At 43.3% G+C, this 15,906-nt stretch carries 16 protein-coding genes; 12 read left to right on the forward strand and 4 right to left on the reverse strand.

Going from position 1 to position 15,906, the window contains the following annotated elements; translation table 11 throughout:
* Positions 1-137: 137 nt before the first annotated feature.
* Positions 138-365, reverse strand: coding sequence for a hypothetical protein (locus tag RIB15_RS07190; protein ID WP_350201474.1), 228 nt, complete (start codon positions 363-365; stop codon positions 138-140).
* Between RIB15_RS07190 and RIB15_RS07195 the strand changes: the two genes are divergently transcribed.
* The 5 genes from RIB15_RS07195 (at position 364) to RIB15_RS07215 (ending at position 5,632) form a co-directional block, all read left to right on the forward strand.
* Positions 364-654, forward strand: a complete 291-nt coding sequence (locus RIB15_RS07195; RefSeq protein WP_350201475.1) for a GIY-YIG nuclease family protein — start codon at positions 364-366, stop codon at positions 652-654. The genes RIB15_RS07190 and RIB15_RS07195 overlap by 2 nt on opposite strands.
* 565 nt (positions 655-1,219) lie before the next feature.
* On the forward strand, positions 1,220-3,487 hold the full coding sequence (locus tag RIB15_RS07200) for a TonB-dependent receptor (protein ID WP_350201476.1): 2,268 nt from the start codon (positions 1,220-1,222) through the stop codon (positions 3,485-3,487).
* Between the two features lie 4 nt (positions 3,488-3,491).
* Positions 3,492-4,400, forward strand: coding sequence for a DUF4249 family protein (locus tag RIB15_RS07205; RefSeq protein ID WP_350201477.1), 909 nt, complete (start codon positions 3,492-3,494; stop codon positions 4,398-4,400).
* A gap of 135 nt (positions 4,401-4,535) precedes the next feature.
* A complete protein-coding gene (locus RIB15_RS07210) occupies positions 4,536-5,210 on the forward strand; it encodes a DUF4159 domain-containing protein (protein WP_350201478.1) in 675 nt (224 codons plus the stop codon).
* An 11-nt stretch (positions 5,211-5,221) separates the two neighbouring features.
* On the forward strand, positions 5,222-5,632 hold the full coding sequence (locus RIB15_RS07215) for a VOC family protein (RefSeq protein ID WP_350201479.1): 411 nt from the start codon (positions 5,222-5,224) through the stop codon (positions 5,630-5,632).
* A 108-nt stretch (positions 5,633-5,740) separates the two neighbouring features.
* On the opposite strand, the gene dnaG is transcribed toward RIB15_RS07215, so the two are convergent.
* Entirely contained in the window at positions 5,741-7,750 is a 2,010-nt protein-coding gene (gene dnaG / locus RIB15_RS07220; protein WP_350201480.1) for a DNA primase, read from the reverse strand.
* 233 nt (positions 7,751-7,983) lie between these two features.
* Here dnaG and RIB15_RS07225 point away from each other — a divergent pair, with 233 nt between their 5' ends.
* The 6 genes from RIB15_RS07225 (at position 7,984) to RIB15_RS07250 (ending at position 14,015) form a co-directional block, all read left to right on the forward strand.
* Positions 7,984-10,884: a serine hydrolase domain-containing protein gene (locus tag RIB15_RS07225; protein WP_350201481.1), complete on the forward strand. Its 2,901-nt coding sequence runs from the start codon at positions 7,984-7,986 to the stop codon at positions 10,882-10,884.
* Between the two features lies 1 nt (position 10,885).
* Complete coding sequence (locus RIB15_RS07230; protein WP_350201482.1) at positions 10,886-11,590, forward strand: cytidine deaminase; 705 nt, start codon at positions 10,886-10,888, stop codon at positions 11,588-11,590.
* Positions 11,591-11,681: 91 nt separating this feature from the next.
* The gene (locus tag RIB15_RS07235; protein ID WP_350201483.1) at positions 11,682-12,326 is read left to right on the forward strand and encodes a hypothetical protein; all 645 of its coding nucleotides are present in this window, start codon (positions 11,682-11,684) and stop codon (positions 12,324-12,326) included.
* A 135-nt stretch (positions 12,327-12,461) separates the two neighbouring features.
* A complete protein-coding gene (locus tag RIB15_RS07240; protein WP_255134905.1) occupies positions 12,462-12,638 on the forward strand; it encodes a BF3379 family histone-like protein in 177 nt (58 codons plus the stop codon).
* Between the two features lie 103 nt (positions 12,639-12,741).
* Positions 12,742-13,638: a serine hydrolase gene (locus RIB15_RS07245; protein ID WP_350201484.1), complete on the forward strand. Its 897-nt coding sequence runs from the start codon at positions 12,742-12,744 to the stop codon at positions 13,636-13,638.
* Positions 13,639-13,712: 74 nt separating this feature from the next.
* Complete coding sequence (locus RIB15_RS07250; RefSeq protein WP_350201485.1) at positions 13,713-14,015, forward strand: hypothetical protein; 303 nt, start codon at positions 13,713-13,715, stop codon at positions 14,013-14,015.
* A gap of 1 nt (position 14,016) precedes the next feature.
* Here the strand turns inward: RIB15_RS07250 and RIB15_RS07255 are convergent, their stop codons facing one another.
* Positions 14,017-14,544, reverse strand: coding sequence for a hypothetical protein (locus RIB15_RS07255; protein WP_350201486.1), 528 nt, complete (start codon positions 14,542-14,544; stop codon positions 14,017-14,019).
* A 12-nt stretch (positions 14,545-14,556) separates the two neighbouring features.
* The gene (locus RIB15_RS07260; RefSeq protein WP_350201487.1) at positions 14,557-15,027 is read right to left on the reverse strand and encodes a nuclear transport factor 2 family protein; all 471 of its coding nucleotides are present in this window, start codon (positions 15,025-15,027) and stop codon (positions 14,557-14,559) included.
* A 365-nt stretch (positions 15,028-15,392) separates the two neighbouring features.
* On the opposite strand from RIB15_RS07260, the gene RIB15_RS07265 reads away from it, so the two are divergent.
* Positions 15,393-15,893, forward strand: a complete 501-nt coding sequence (locus RIB15_RS07265) for a lipocalin/fatty acid-binding family protein (RefSeq protein WP_350201488.1) — start codon at positions 15,393-15,395, stop codon at positions 15,891-15,893.
* The last annotated feature ends 13 nt before the right edge of the window (positions 15,894-15,906 follow it).

The raw sequence follows: 15,906 nt of genomic DNA on the forward strand, positions 1-15,906 counted from the left end.
GTTCATGATTTGAGGTCCTTCGTGTTACCTATCCCCGCCCTTCGCTATCTACCACGCACTCAGGATGACAACTTTAGAATTATTTAAAAATTGAAGGTATAAAATCATAGTTGCAAGACTTAGCTAAGGACTGGTATTCATAAAGCCATTCCACCCAGTGTCATCCTGAGTGAAGAGATTTTACAAGAGTATCGTTGGGTATCGCGAAGGATCTCATCGTCAGACAGAGCAGCCAGTTCATGATTTGAGGTCCTTCGTGTTAACTGTCCCCGCCCTTCGCTAATCCCCACACACTCAGGATGACAATTTTCGGGTGTTTTAAAAAAGCCTGTAAGGAATTCACCTGTAATTGCTCTAACAATCATGGGTAAATCATACTATGTATACATATTGAGCAACAATTCCAGAATGCTTTACACCGGAATGACTAATGATCTCCAGCAAAGAGTTTATCAACATAAACAAAAGCAGGTTAGCGGCTTCACCAAGAAATATAACCTTTATAAATTGGTGTATTATGCCGAAACAGACGATGTTGGATATGCTATCCGAAGAGAAAAGGAAATAAAAGGTTGGAGCCGAAAAAAGAAGAAGGAATTGATTGAAAGTATCAACCCTGAATGGAGAGACTTAGCTAAGGACTGGTATTCATAAAGCCATTCCACCCATTGTCTTCCTGTGCGAAGAGATTTCATGCAGGCATCGTTGGTTGTCGCGAAGGATCTCAATGTCTGACAGGGCAGCCGGTTCATGATTTGAGGTCCTTCGTGTTACCTATCCCCGCCCTTCGTTATCTACCACGCACTCAGGATGACAACTTTAGAATTATTTAAAAATTGAAGGTATAAAATCATAGTTGCAAGACTTAGCTAAGGACTGGTATTCATAAAGCCATTCCACCCATTGTCATCCTGAGCGAAGAGATTTTACAAGGGTATCGTTGGGTATCGCGAAGGATCTCATCGTCAGACAGGGCAGTCGGTTCATGATTTGAGGTCCTTCGTGTTACCTATCCCCGCCATTCGCTATCTACCACGCACTCAGGATGACAATATGTGGTAGCTTAAATTGTAGTTCACCTAATTCATCATCAGACATCAATCAAATCTTTAAAAAGACAGCATAACACTTTCTTAACATTACGGAATGAATTTAGCTCTAACTTTCTTTTAGAAAGTTCGTGTAAGTACCTCACTCAAATTCAGACTATTCAAACTTCATGTACCGCAAACTCTTACTGGTTCTCTTCATAACATTCGGGGGCATTTCATGGGTGGCAGCTCAACAATCAGCTTCACTCAATGGATACATCACTGATTCTCAAACCGGGGAAACACTCATCAGTGCCAATATTGGTTTCCAGGAAATCAATAAAGGAACGGCCTCCAACACGCTGGGCTACTATTCTCTGCCAAACCTGCAGCCGGGTACCTACACCCTTTTTTGCAGCTATGTTGGGTACAAACCATTCCGGCGGGAGATCACGCTTGAGCCTGGTCAGAATATGCGACTGGATGTAGAACTGGTACCCGAAAGTGTGGAATTGGAGGAAATTATAGTACGCTCCAGCCGTGAGGAAGAAGAACAGAAGAATATCGGAACCGTACAGGTTGATGCGAAGATGATTCAGGAATTGCCGTCTGTTTTTGAGGCCGATGTATTTCGGTCCATACAGTTACTGCCGGGTGTGAAAGCTGCTTCGGATTTCTCAAGCGGGTTGTATATCCGCGGGGGAAGCCCCGACCAAACCCTGATCCTGCTCGACCGGACTACCGTGTATAATCCCAGTCACTTTTTTGGATTTTTCTCCACCTTTAACCCCGATGCCATCAAAGATGTGAGGCTATATAAAGGTGGTTACCCGGCTGAATATGGCGGACGGCTGGGTTCGGTACTCACCATTTATAACAAAGACGGAAACCGGAATGAGATGGACGGTACGGCTACCATCGGGATGCTGGCTTCCCGGGCTTCTGTCGAAGGTCCGTACAGCAAAGGCTCCTGGATGTTTTCAGCGCGGCGCTCTACCCTTGAACCGCTGCTGGCAGGATTACGCCAAACCACCGATAACGTGCCGAGTCAGTTTTATTTCTACGATTTTAACGGCAAGGTAAACTACGATGCTACCCAGAACGATAAACTGTCCCTCGCTTTCTATGCCGGGCAGGATCGGGTTACTTTTCCTTTTGCTGATGACGCCGAATTTGCCCTGAATTATGGAAACCAAACCCTGAGCGGTAACTGGACACATATTTTTTCTGAAAAACTGTTTTCCAACTTTGTACTCACCGGCTCCCGTTATTTCAACTTTCCGGGCTTTGATTTCGGCGGAACCAAGTTCACCCGTTCCAACAATATTTATGATTTCTCGCTTAAAGCGGATCTCGAATATCTGCCGGGCAATAATCACACCATTGAAACCGGAATCTGGTCGGGAATCTTCACCTTTAAGCTGCAGGATACCTTTGACGGTCAGGACACGTTCGCCAGCCGCATCCAAAATCAATACGCTTCTTTTTATGTGCAGGATGAATGGCGACCCAACGATCAGTGGATTTTCACTCCCGGAGTTCGCATGAACTATTTCTCGGACGGAGATTTTGTACGGATTGAACCGCGTTTTTCTATGGAGTACCGACCCACCGACCGGATTCGCCTTCAGGCTGCCTATGGCCGGTATAACCAATTCCTGACTCTCGTCACCAACGAAGCCTTTTCCGGCTTTGATGTATGGCTGACCTCAGCCGAAGGCGTCTCTCCTGCTTACGGTGATCAGTTTGTGATTGGAGCCAAAACGATTCCTTTCGAAGACTATGGACTCGACATCGAGATTTATTACCGAACCATGGAAGATCTATTCGAACTGGATCCGTTCATTCCGGATGTGGCCGGACTGTTGTATGAGGATTTATTCCGTGTAGGTGATGGCAGTGCCTATGGAGTAGAAGTATTCTTTGAAAAAAGAGCAGGTGATTTTACCGGGTTCATCGGCTATACGCTGGGCTATACCTGGCGACGATTCCCCGGCTACAATGCCGAGATCACCGATCAGGGACAAACAGCCCGTTTTTATCCACCTAAATACGATCGCCGGCATGATATCAACCTGGTGGGAAATTACCAGTTCAACGACCGCTGGAAAATGACGGCCTCTTTTAATTTTGCAACGGGACAGTCGTATACACAGGTGCTGGGCCGTTACATTCAGCTTGACCTGCCCTGGACCAACGACGACCGAAATACCTTTACCGTTGGAAGGGTGAATGCATCCCGCTTGCCAAGTTACCACCGGATGGATCTTTCGTTCGCACGCTCAGGTAAATTCTTTAACCTGGGTGACTCAGAACTTCAGCTTCAGATTATCAACGTGTACTCCCGACGGAATGTCTGGTTCTACAGCTTCGACTTTGACGAAAACCCTGTGGAACGCAATCCGGTTAACCTGTTGCCCATTTTGCCATCAATTTCATATACCGTCAATTTTTAAGAACATGAAGAAACTAACCTTATTCGCTTTATCCATTACCGCATTCATTGCTTCCTGTGATGTATATCCTCAGGATGATTATGAAGAATATTATGTGGTGGAATCGTACCTGGTTGCCAACCGCCAGCTTCCGCAGGTACGCCTTTCAACTACCGTTCCGGCTAATGAGTTTTATGATTTTGAAGACGCCGCTATCAACGATGCCATTGTTGAAGTCCGCTTGCTCCAAACCGGCCCGGAAAGCAGTGTTGAGCAATCCTTTACGTATTCCATTTCAGAACCTGGCATTTACCAGGCTGACCAGAATCATGCCGTTCTGCCGGAGAGAACTTATCAGCTGCATATTTCTTTCCCCGGCTCCGATGATATTTTAACAGCACATACCATCATCCCCGGTAGCTTTGAAATCCTTGATGGGGTTTCAGAATCGGTGGTCTACCAGTCATCTCAGCAGCTTGAGATCACCCTGAGTGAGAGTTCCTACCCCGGCAGGCAGAATATCTTTGTATTCAACGCCATCAGTTTTGATCCAAATGCGGAAGACCTCACTCCTCTTTATGCTGATTTATTAACAGATAGTGACAACCCGGAAGAAGATTTAATGCTGCTTTCTAATAACAGCTCCGGCATTATCAACTCGGCTAACTTTGAAAATAACCCTGATGGATCGGTGACCATTAAGTATCCGTGGATTGGAATCGCCTTTTATGGCACAAATGATATTGTGGCGAATACTTTAGACGATAATGTCTATGACTTTGTACGGTCTCAACAAGTTCAATTGGGAGGCTCTACCCTATCACCCGGTGAAATTCAAAACGTGATTTATCATGTACAGGGTGGAATAGGCATATTCGGGTCTATTGCTTCTGATACGGTAAGAACAAACGTGGAGCGAAATCCTAATTTGTAACGTTTAAAGGATAACCCGATTTACTTCATCCCGAAACTTGCAGGGCAAAGAACAAAACTGTGATTAAGACCTTCAATGTGCTATATTTTATTCACTCTGCCGCGCTGCAATGTCTAATTTGTGATTAAACAGTTTATGCGATCGACTATCATTTACATTTTACTACCCCTTCTGGCCTTTACAGGCAGCCCATTGGTACTAGCACAAACTTCCGGTGAATTTGAAATTGCCCGTGCAAAATATCGTGGGGGCGGTGACTGGTATAATGACCCATCGGCTCTGGAAAACCTGATTTCCTTCACAAAGAGTAATGTACCTATCCAAATTGCAAATTCTTACACCGATGTATCTTTGGGAAGCGCAGATCTCCATTCCTATCCATTTGTATTCTTAACCGGACATGGAAATATTGCACTGACATCCACTGAGGCCCGAAACGTTCGTGAGTATCTGCAAAATGGTGGTTTCTTGTACATTGATGACGACTACGGACTGGATGAATATATCCGTCCGGCCATGAAAGAAGTGTTTCCTGACGAAGAGTTTATCGAGATACCCTTTAATCATCCCATCTACGATCAGGTATATACCTTTGAAAATGGATTACCTAAAATCCATGAACACGATGGCAAACCCCCAAAAGGATTTGGGATTTTTCATGAAGGACGGCTCGTTGTCTTTTTCAGTGTTGAATCAAATCTCGGGGATGGATGGACGGATGCTGAAGTTCACAATACCCCGCAATCGCTCCGACAGAAGGCTTTGCAAATGGGCGCAAATATTTTAGTATATGCATTGACCTCTAACTAATACTTTCAATCATGAAAACGATTGTTCCATATCTATTTTTTCGGGGAAACTGCGAAGAAGCCATGAACTACTACAAAGATTGTCTGGGTGGTGAAATTACCGTACTCCAGCGCTTTGGAGATACCGAGATGCCCGTCGACGACGATCACAAAGAAAAGATCATGCACGGAGAACTAAAAGCAGACGGAATTCATATGATGTTTTCAGACGGAGCTCCGCATAAAGACATTGCTGTGGGCGACAATGTACAGCTGAACATCAATGTGCAAACAGAGGAAGAGCAGGACCGGCTTTTCGAGCTTCTTTCTGAGGGCGGCGAAGTTACCATGCCTCTGGAGAAAACCTTTTGGGGAGCACGCTACGGAATGCTGAAAGACAAATTTGGTATCCGCTGGATGCTCAATTGTGAACTTGAGGGATGATTTATTGAGTTGTCATCTCGCGGTGAATGCCCGAGATCCGGATGTATGAAAGGATAACCGGATTCCTGCCTGCGCAGGAATGACCTGACCTTATCACCTCACCAACCCTCACTTCTCCCCCTTCATCTTATACTGGAATACCTTGTCGTTTACCTGGTTATCCACATTCGAGTCCGGGTCGGGATACAGATCGTCAGGGTCGGTGGTTTCCCGGCGGGTAAGTTTTGATTTGATGTCCTTTTGCCGCTCCATCAGTTCCAGCTTTTCATCGCCTTTAGCTGATGCAATTTTATCAGCGAGCTCATTTTGTTTATGGCGATAAAAGTTAATCTGAGCAGCCCGGATCGAACTTTTTGCAGTTTTATAGGGATTTTTATCTTTCTCGTACTTTAATCCTACTTTTTCTTCATGGCGGTCGCTGGCGGTATGCTGTTCCAATAACACATCTCCCACCAATCGTGGAAATGGATCATCCAGTCCTGAATAAGCGTTCACCGAAATCTCTTTTTCTTCTTTATACCGCTCGATAATATGCTCATAGAACATTTGAAGCTCATCGTCTTCAAAAAGCCTGGAATTCGTAAAAGAACAAATATATTCCACCATGCTTCGGCCATAGATAATCATCAGCCTGATCAATTCTTTTTCGAAATGAGGCTTCTTCCTTGAGGCAGATGCCGCAGCAGTCCGAGTTCCGGGATGAGGCGGTTCTTCATTACCAGAAGACGGCAACTCACCCTCGTTCTGCTGTTGAACACGCTGCCGGGCTTCTTCTCGCCGTTGCGATCTTTTCTCTTCCCAGCGTTTGTCGTTCATTACCCGTTCCAGCTGTTCGTATAAATCGCTTTCCTTCACCTTCTGGAACTTCTGCATCTTCTGGTGCAGATACTGCACATATACCTGTCGCTGAATAGAATCTTTGATGTTGGCAATTGACTCCAGAATCTCTGTAATAACTTTAGGTGTTTCGGTAGGTTTTTCCAGCCGGCCTTCTTCTCCAGCCTTCAGCAGCAGAAAATCTACAAAATCCCCCGCTTCCTCTTTCTTAAGCTCTTCAAACGATTCTTTCCCAAACTGTTTCACAAACGAATCCGGGTCCTGATTCTCGGGAAGCTCAAGCAGTTGCACTTCCATTCCCTCAGCCAGCGCAATATTGATCCCGCGCTTCATCGCTGTTTGTCCAGCCGCGTCGGAGTCATAAATCATAACAATACGCTCGCCATAACGATGCAATATCTTCATTTGTCCGGAAGTGAGCGAGGTTCCGCTGCTGGCCACCACATTTTTAATACCGTGCTCATTAAGAGTAATCACATCCGTATACCCTTCCACCAAAATAACTTCCTTGTGCTTACGGATTTCATTCTTGGCAAAATTCACCCCATATACCACTTCACTTTTGTTATACACTTTGGTTTGAGATGAATTGATGTATTTGGCCGTTTTCTCATTCCCAAGTACCCTTCCTGCAAAAGCAATCACTTTTCCGGTCGGATTAAAAATGGGAAACATCAGCCTTCCCCGAAAAGTATCATAAAAGCCACTCCCGCGATTACTTGGTTTGATGAGATCTGCTTCAACCAAATATTTTTCGTCTATTCCGGCGTTTTGAGCTGCTTTCCATAGTTCTTCTCCTCCTGATGGAGAAAACCCAAGCCCGAACTTTTTATACACCTGGCGATTATATCCCCGGTTCTCCAGGTATTTGACCGCTTTTTCGGCTTCCGGGTTCTCGATCAGGTTTCGATAATAAAATACACCGGCAAACTTAAGCGCATGATAGATCCCTTCCCGAAGTTGCATGTTTTCGCTGGGTTCATCATTGTCTTCTTCAGGAATGAAGACTCCGTACCGTTCTCCAAGCTGACGGACCGCTTCATTAAAGCCCACTCCCTCCTGATCCATCACAAATTTGAATACATCACCAGACTCCCCGCAACCAAAGCATTTAAAAATTTCCAGGCGCGGGGTAACATTAAAGGAAGGAGTCTTTTCATCATGATAAGGACAAAGGCCAACGAAACCACTGCCCGACCGCTTCAGCTTCACATAGTCTGAAACGACCTCCACGATATCTGCGGCAGCACGTACTTCTTCTTTTTTTTCGTCACTTATCATAGCCAATGATGAGCATTTTCACGCTGTAAATAAAGTGAAAATGTGTATTCCTTTGAGAAAGTTTAATCGGTTGGAATTTAACTGTAGTAAAACTTATTTGATACTTAATAATACCGGCCCAATTCCTTTTTCTTTCCATGTAAGTGGATAAAATAAAGCGTTGGCGTAGTCTGTTACTATCACGTACATTTAGAGCGTATTAAGGTTAAATATCATCTACTACAAATTTTTTTATGAAAAGCAGGTTCTCTATAGCTTTTTTTGTCTTAATTGGATTTTTGCTGCTGAATACTACAGTGACTTCTGCCCAAAGTTTATCCGAATTTCTATTTGGACAAACAGTTAAAAATTTTCCCGAAAAAAAACTCGATAAAAGTTCGAAGGAGTATCTAGACTCACTGATTGTTAACACCTCCCTTGAAGAGAAAATCGGACAACTGTTTTTTATTCCGGCAGAAGGTGAGTTCACAAACCGGGACGACCGTAGCTTCAAACAGCTCGAAGAAATGGTTCAGAAGCACCATGTAGGTGGAATCATTTTCATGCATGGTGATATTTACGGGCAGGCTATCATGACCAACAAACTGCAGCGTATGGCTAAGTTCCCCCTCTGGATTTCACAGGATATGGAATATGGTGCGGCTATGCGGGTGTCTGGTACTACACGATTTACACCGGCTATGGGAGTTGCTGCGAGTGGTGACAAACGCAACGCTTTCATGATAGGTAAAATCACGGCTATTGAAGCAAAAGCGTTAGGAGTTCACCAGATTTACGCGCCCGTTTTAGATGTAAACAACAATCCAGACAACCCGGTCATCAATGTGCGATCTTTTTCCGGCGACCCTCAGATTGTATCTGATTTTGGCACGGCCTTTATGCAGGGTGTACAAAGCGAAGGAATGGTGGCTACTGCCAAGCACTTTCCCGGACATGGGGATACCGATGTAGATTCTCACAGTGACCTCCCCGTGGTAGATTATGACTACAACCGCCTGGATTCTCTCGAGCTCATTCCATTTCGCGCAGCTATAGACGGAGGCATTCAGAGTGTGATGAGTGCCCATATTGCCTTTCCGAATCTGAATACCAACGAGTTCCTGCCCGGCACTCTCGATTCCGTTATACTGGGAAGCATCCTTACTGATTCCCTGAAATTTGACGGTATGGTTGTTACCGATGGGCTTGAAATGAAAGGCATCACCTCCAAATACTCTCCGGGCCGGGCTGCTGTACGGGCTCTGAATGCGGGTGCAGACATCATGCTCATTAGTCCGGATGTTTTCACAGCTATCAATGAAGTACAGAAAGCGGTTGAGAAAGGCGAAATCACCGAAGAACGCATTAATAAATCCTTTGCCAAACTCATGCTTTGGAAACAACAGTATGGGCTTTTTGATGGTGAAAACCAGGTGGAAATCGATGAACTTGACACAAAAATAAATACGGCTTTTCATGAAGCTGAAGCACGCCGTATTGCCCGGGAATCAGTAACACTGCTCAAAAATGAAAAGAACCTCCTGCCTCTGCTGCCCTCAAAATACCCGGAAATTATGGTGGTTTCTGTAGCTGACGACCGCTCAGGCCGCACCGGTTCAGACTTTGTGAGAGAACTAAGAGATTATCATCCTGATGTTTCTTTTCATATCTATGATGAAAGAACAAGCGAGGTCGATAAAAGAAGGATACTGAATAAAGCAGATGACGTTGACCTGATTATCATCGGTTCTTTTTTGCATCTGAAAAATGGCCAGACCGTTCACTTGAATTCAGAGCAACAATACTTTTTAGATAACCTGATCAAAAGCAGAAAACCAACGCTGCTGGTCTCATTCGGAAATCCTTATGTGCTTTCAGATTTAAGTAATACGGACGCTCACGTACTGGGCTGGCATAATTCTTCTCATCAGGTGCACGGAGTAGTCCCCGCCCTTTTCGGCGCCAGCAAGATTAGCGCAAAACTCCCTATCGAAATTCCCGGACTTTACTCATTGGGAACAGGTTTGGAAATGGATCATTCTACGCTTCGATTTGGGGAACCGGAAGAGGTGAATTTAGACCATGAAAAGCTATTTGAAGTCGACAGGATTATTAATAATGCCATCAAAGACTCCGTATTTCCGGGAGCAGTAGTTGGGATCGTTAAAGATGGCGTTCTGGCTTATAACCGCGGATATGGGTATCAGGACTATGCTAAAACGGAGGCGGTAAGAGATACAGATGTATACGACCTGGCATCCATCACAAAAGTAATGGCAACCACTACAGCTGCCATGAAATTAGTGGACCGCGGAGAACTGAAACTGGATGACCCGGTAGCTAAATACATCAAAGAATTTAAAACCCCTGAAAAGAAAGAAATAACCATTCGGGATCTGCTGCTTCACCAAAGCGGGCTCCCAGCCTTCCGCGTTTATGTTGATTCGCTCAAATCAAGAGGTCAGATTGTAGAGGCCATAAAGAACGAACCCCTGATTTATGAAACCGGAACTCAATATATCTACAGTGATCTTGGAATGATTCTTTTAGGTGAAATTATTCATGAAATAAGTGGCCTCCGGCTTGACCGCTTTATGAGAAATGAATTCTATTTCCCGCTGAATATGTACAGTACTTTTTTCAATCCTCATAGAAACAGCAGCTGGCTGGTTTCCAGGATTGCTCCAACCGAAATCGATACCGTCTTTGACCGTGGTGTTGTAAAAGCCCGGGCTCATGACGAACGTGCCTACTTTATGGACGGGGTAGCAGGACACGCAGGCTTATTCTCCTCTGCAATCGATATGGCTAAATTTAGTACCATGCTGCTAAACGGGGGCGTCTACTCAGGCAAGCAGTACTTAAAACCCGAAACAATTCAACTTTTCACCAGTAAGCAATCCGAATTAAATGAACGAGGGCTTGGCTTCGACAGGAAAAGTCCCTCCGGTTTCTCTACTGCAGGGCAATTAGCCAGTGAAAATGCCTTTGGACATACCGGGTTTACAGGTACCAGTATTTGGATTGACCCTGACAAGAATATGGCCGTTATTCTATTAACCAACCGTACTTATCCATATCGATCGTATGGAAAAAGAATCAGTGAAATAAGGGCCAAAGTTGCAGATGCAGCTTATTCCGCAATAACTAATTGATATGAGCTGGAAGCTACTTTACGAATATGTATACGTGCCGTATTCACAGAATAAAAGTGCGTGCGTTGTAGAAAGCAAAACAGGCAGATTTTATGCCGGAGTCAGAATTGAGAATATTTCCTACCCTCTTACTATTCCGGCCGTTCAGGCAGCTTGTGCAATCTGTTTGAGTGAAGGTGAAGTTCCCGCTAAAATTTATGTAGATGATTCAGATTCAGAGCAACTGGATTATTGGGCTAAAGAATTTGAGCTGGAAATCATAGAAACGGAGAATCCCCCGCTCGATAAGCTGGAAGATCTGTTTCATAACTCTGATATAGAATCAGATCCATTGCCAAAATTGAAAGCATTGCTGGATAAGGCAGTCATCCCCAACTCTGATTTCCCGGTATCCGCGCTACTATTTACAAAAGATGGATATTTTGAGGGCGTGAACGTGGAGGTTAGCGAATGGACACACGGCATCTGTGCCGAGCGCGTTGCCCTTGCCAAAGCCTTTGCAGCTGGTAAAACCGAATTCACCCGTATGGAAATACATACCAAAAAAGGTGAGATAAGCAGTCCGTGTGGCGCATGCAGGCAAGTTATATCTGAGTTGTTGCCATATCATGAACTAAAACTCCACCATGCTGATGGAACCCTTTCAGAGCATCTTTCCATAGATTTGCTGCCCTTTAGTTTTAAATCTTCTGCTCTGAAAAAATAAGCGGTGATTTTAAATGGAATTCATGTGAAATTGGTTCGTCATCAATAACCAGAAAGACTAATTTTAAGTCCACTAAAAATCTATACCACTTATGCCGATTAACTTTATTGCGGTACTTGATCACCAACATTTGGAAAACTCCATTTTTCTCACCGCTTTTGCAAAGTCATTAGCCCGGCTTGGTGATCGCAAAGGACTCGTAATTCATGGTGACAGCCCCTACACCGACCGGCTCATACAAACAGGCATGATGAGAGAGGACGCTCGCCTCAGGGCTATTAAAGACCTGAATAAACGACTTGTAGGATTATTTGCCGATCAGGGTATACCCACCATCGGTATTCATGGGTTCCAAAAAGGATTAATCAAAATGGAGGGTGACACATTCAGCCTGGAAAAAGAAGCGTTAGACGCGCATCATGCTTCCCCCAACCTATTGATTTCGAACCTTGTGGAGCATAATGGTGACCCAAAACACATTCCCTTGCCCGAATTTACCCGTTCTATCTCCCTTGAACTGGAGCACGCTGAGATTCTTTTATTCTCTAAAAATGAAAAAGATGAAATCCTGATTTCAGAAACCGAAAAAAAGCTATCCTGGGATAATTTACCTACTGAATTCGCTGAGAGCACACTTCCTGAAGAATTTCAAAATTTTAATCACCCGGTGAAATTGGCTACGGCTACCGATTTTGCCAACTGGCCTTCACTTAAAAAAGTGACAAAAATTGAGTGATTTCGAAAAAAAGTTTAAAATTTATACTAAAAAAGCACTTTTTAATTTGACTCAATATAACCGAATGAATAGCTTCAACGCACTTTCTGAAAACAGAAAATTTTTAACTAAATAATAATTTAACGGAGCTACATAATGAGTAGAGTTGAAGAAATCAAAAACCTCGTAGAAGAAACCACTGTAGAAATGGAAAAATTCTACGACAAGGGCAACAAAGCAGCGGGTACACGTGCACGTAAAGGCCTTCAAGAATTAAAAAAATTAGCTCAGGAGATCCGTCTTGAGATTCAGGACATCAAAAACAAAGACTGATTTTTACAGCTCTAAGTTTTTAAAAAAGCCGCTTAAATAAGCGGCTTTTTTTATATCTATACATTAAGTATCTAGCAAATCACTTTTAAACGAACACAATACCATGAGATTTCTACCTGCAATTCTTCTTTTTGCTTTCCTGCTTTCCTGCTCCTCTCCTCATAATCCCGAAACCCTGAATGAACTGGAAACGCTTATCAATTCCAGGTTATCTGAGCTGGAGGGAACCTTTGGTGTTTCGTTTAAGAGTCTGCAAAACCCTGAACTTTCCATCGCTATTAATGAGGATGAGCGATTTCATGCGGCCAGCACCATGAAAACCCCGGTAATTATCGAGCTTTATAATCAGGCTGAACAAGGAGAGTTTTCCGTGCAAGACTCCATAGTAGTTCAGAACGAATTTGTGAGTATTGTAGACAGTTCTACCTTTACCATGGAAGTATCAGAAGATAGTGAGCAGGACCTGTATGCGCTATTAGGTAAGAAAACTACGCTTTACCATCTTGCTTATGAGATGATTACAAGAAGCAGCAACCTTGCCACAAACATTCTGATTGATTTCCTGGATGCAAAAAAAGTAACTGCTACCATGCGTGAAATGGGTGCTGACAGTATTGAAGTGCTTCGGGGAGTGGAAGACATTAAAGCTTATGAAGCCGGACTCAGTAACACAACCACTCCTGAAGATCTCAGAATTATCTTTGAACAGCTTGCCGGGGGTGATCTGCTATCTTCAGAATCAAAAGATGAGATTTTAAAAATTCTGAAAGACCAGAAATACAACGATATGATTCCGGTTAACCTTCCGGAAGGTACTGTGGTAGCCCATAAAACAGGCTGGATTACCGGCGTCCATCACGACTCTGGTATTGTCTACATGCCCGATGGAAGTTCTTTTGTCCTTGTCTTTCTTTCAAAAAACGCCCCTGACCGTGAATCAGTGCTGGCAGCTTCAGCTGATATCGCTGAATACTGCTATAACTTTATGAACGCGCAATAGCCCGAAACCTTCTCTTCGAAACATTCACAGGGTTAGGCTTGTTATAAAAGTGAACATAAATAAAAGACGTACTTATGTATCGCGATTTAGCCGACGCTGTAGAATCACTGAAAGAAAAAGGCTTTGATCACACCTACGAACTGGGAGATGACTGCATTACCTGTAAAGAAATGGAAGTGGAATACTCTACGGAAGATCTTTCCATCATTGAGACGCACAAATTTGACCAGGGAACAGACCCCGGAAGTGAGTCCACCGTTTACGCCATCGAATCTGATAACGGAGTAAAGGGCACGCTTATCATATCATATGGCAAATATGTGGACCCTCAGAAAGCCGAACTTATAGACCGGCTCTTAGAGTCTCATGAAGCCTGAATTACATTCCGCTATATTTATCAGGGATGGGATTGAACTCTGATTCATGTGCCCAGTATATGGTAACCACCCACCAGCGATCTCCATCATCAAAAAGCTGAATGCTGTTTATTCCTTTGTTGAAAGGCTCGGCATCCGATTCACTCCGCTTTGAGCCATATGTGCTGAACAGATGTACTACTCGCCCATAGTGGTGCTCCTCGCGGTGGATTTCATATTCATAAAATCCATTTTCCACAAAATATGAATCCGTATTCTCGATGAACTCTTCTGGTGTCATCACCTGGTAGACGTTCTTACCTTCCTGATTTCTTCCCGTTGGAATGAGTCTGGCTTCCGGAATTACAAGATTTCGAAAACGCTCCCAATCTCTGGGTTCTCCTTTCTCGCCGGAAATAGAAGCATATAATGCTTCTATCAGGTTGTCAATGCTTTCTACATCTTTAGCACGCTGTTCTTCACTCACTTGCGCATTTATGGTAGCGCCAGCAAATACGATAAGAATAAATAATATGATCGTTCTCTTCATTTGTATCTCTTTTTAAGATTCAACACAATTGGACTGACGATTTGTATCGACTATGAAAAATATTTTCCAGTCTCCGTCTTTCTTCACAAGCTGAAATGAATTCACCCCACAGTGCGAAAAGGTATCTCCCCTGTAAAATTCAAAAGGAGTCCATACCGTAGCGAGATTACCATCAATATTAATGTCATAGCTTCCAATGCGTTCGTCCCAGACTTCATTTTTGGGAGAACCGATAGCATTTAAAAATGCAGCAAGATTACCGGTATTAACCATTACTTCGCCATTCTGGTTGGTTGCCACCCTCTTCATAATTGCATCTTTAGTGAAAGCATCGGCCACCATGGCGCTATCGCTTGCTCTCATTCCATCAAAGAGCTGTTCTATGGTAGCTTGTACATCTTTGGCATCCTGAGTTTGAGCATTCACTGATTCAGGAACGGTAAACAAAAGGACTGCAACTGTTAAAAGTAAAAAGTGCTTCATCGTAAATCGGTTTGGTTAAGGGTTGAACCGAATTACGGAATAATTTTTGACAAGTTTGTATAAAAATGTAATCCCGGCAATATCTTATCTATTATTTTAAATGCAATATTAACATAAATATGCTATATGTATCTTAACTTTAGCTTTTTATCCTAAAACCACACCCTCAATAATTGATCAATCGTTTTATGAGTCCATTCCAAAAAAATTTGCTGAAATTTGTCTTCCTTTTTTCTTTTCTGCTAATCTCTTCACAACTATTCGCGCAAACAGATCCTTCCCCAAAGCACTCACTCAAGAAAAGTTCGAAAGCACTTCAATTTCAGATCAATAACAATTTTAGTTTGTCCTCTTTTTCCGGTTCAATGCTCTCCTACAAAAAGCAAGTTACAAATAGCCGGGCACATAGATTAGGACTTAGCCTGGGTTCGAGGTTTAGAAGTTCAGACATCGAAGATGACCCTAATGAAAGGAATAATACTAACTCCAATAACAATCTTTCTTTTAGTTACACATGGATGAATTATGTGAATCCCGATGCTCAAATTAAATTCTATTATGGCTTTGGTCCTGGGGTTGATGCTGGTTTTCAGAAATCAGAAATGGATGAGATCAACAGTAAACGAACCACCAAAGAGTATACAATTGGGTTATCTGCATTGGGCTATACAGGAGTTGAATGGTTTTTTCATCCATCAATAAGCCTCCACGTTGAATATCAAATTTCCGCAACCGCAAGCTACACACAGAATCAAAGTATCAATAAAAATAAACCAGCTGATAATACGGTTAAACAGATAATAAATGAGAGAGAGTTCGCCTTTGGCGGAAATGGAGTCCGCTTCGGATTATCAGTTTACTTCTAAAAAAATAGCCCTG

Origin of the sequence: Gracilimonas sp. (assembly GCF_040218225.1) — a bacterium.
Taxonomy (GTDB): Bacteria; Bacteroidota; Rhodothermia; order Balneolales; family Balneolaceae; genus Gracilimonas.

Excerpts from the sequence above, each read along its gene's own strand:
- RIB15_RS07240 (WP_255134905.1), top strand. The coding sequence starts at position 12,462 with ATGAGTAGAGTTGAAGAAATCAAAAACCTCGTAGAAGAAACCACTGTA.
- RIB15_RS07205 (WP_350201477.1), top strand. The coding sequence starts at position 3,492 with ATGAAGAAACTAACCTTATTCGCTTTATCCATTACCGCATTCATTGCT.
- RIB15_RS07255 (WP_350201486.1), bottom strand. The coding sequence starts at position 14,544 with ATGAAGAGAACGATCATATTATTTATTCTTATCGTATTTGCTGGCGCT.
- RIB15_RS07245 (WP_350201484.1), top strand. The coding sequence starts at position 12,742 with ATGAGATTTCTACCTGCAATTCTTCTTTTTGCTTTCCTGCTTTCCTGC.
- RIB15_RS07200 (WP_350201476.1), top strand. The coding sequence starts at position 1,220 with ATGTACCGCAAACTCTTACTGGTTCTCTTCATAACATTCGGGGGCATT.
- RIB15_RS07235 (WP_350201483.1), top strand. The coding sequence starts at position 11,682 with ATGCCGATTAACTTTATTGCGGTACTTGATCACCAACATTTGGAAAAC.
- RIB15_RS07210 (WP_350201478.1), top strand. The coding sequence starts at position 4,536 with ATGCGATCGACTATCATTTACATTTTACTACCCCTTCTGGCCTTTACA.
- RIB15_RS07260 (WP_350201487.1), bottom strand. The coding sequence starts at position 15,027 with ATGAAGCACTTTTTACTTTTAACAGTTGCAGTCCTTTTGTTTACCGTT.
- RIB15_RS07195 (WP_350201475.1), top strand. The coding sequence starts at position 364 with ATGGGTAAATCATACTATGTATACATATTGAGCAACAATTCCAGAATG.
- dnaG (WP_350201480.1), bottom strand. The coding sequence starts at position 7,750 with ATGATAAGTGACGAAAAAAAAGAAGAAGTACGTGCTGCCGCAGATATC.
- RIB15_RS07230 (WP_350201482.1), top strand. The coding sequence starts at position 10,886 with ATGAGCTGGAAGCTACTTTACGAATATGTATACGTGCCGTATTCACAG.
- RIB15_RS07190 (WP_350201474.1), bottom strand. The coding sequence starts at position 365 with ATGATTGTTAGAGCAATTACAGGTGAATTCCTTACAGGCTTTTTTAAA.
- RIB15_RS07225 (WP_350201481.1), top strand. The coding sequence starts at position 7,984 with ATGAAAAGCAGGTTCTCTATAGCTTTTTTTGTCTTAATTGGATTTTTG.
- RIB15_RS07265 (WP_350201488.1), top strand. The coding sequence starts at position 15,393 with ATGCTCTCCTACAAAAAGCAAGTTACAAATAGCCGGGCACATAGATTA.
- RIB15_RS07215 (WP_350201479.1), top strand. The coding sequence starts at position 5,222 with ATGAAAACGATTGTTCCATATCTATTTTTTCGGGGAAACTGCGAAGAA.
- RIB15_RS07250 (WP_350201485.1), top strand. The coding sequence starts at position 13,713 with ATGTATCGCGATTTAGCCGACGCTGTAGAATCACTGAAAGAAAAAGGC.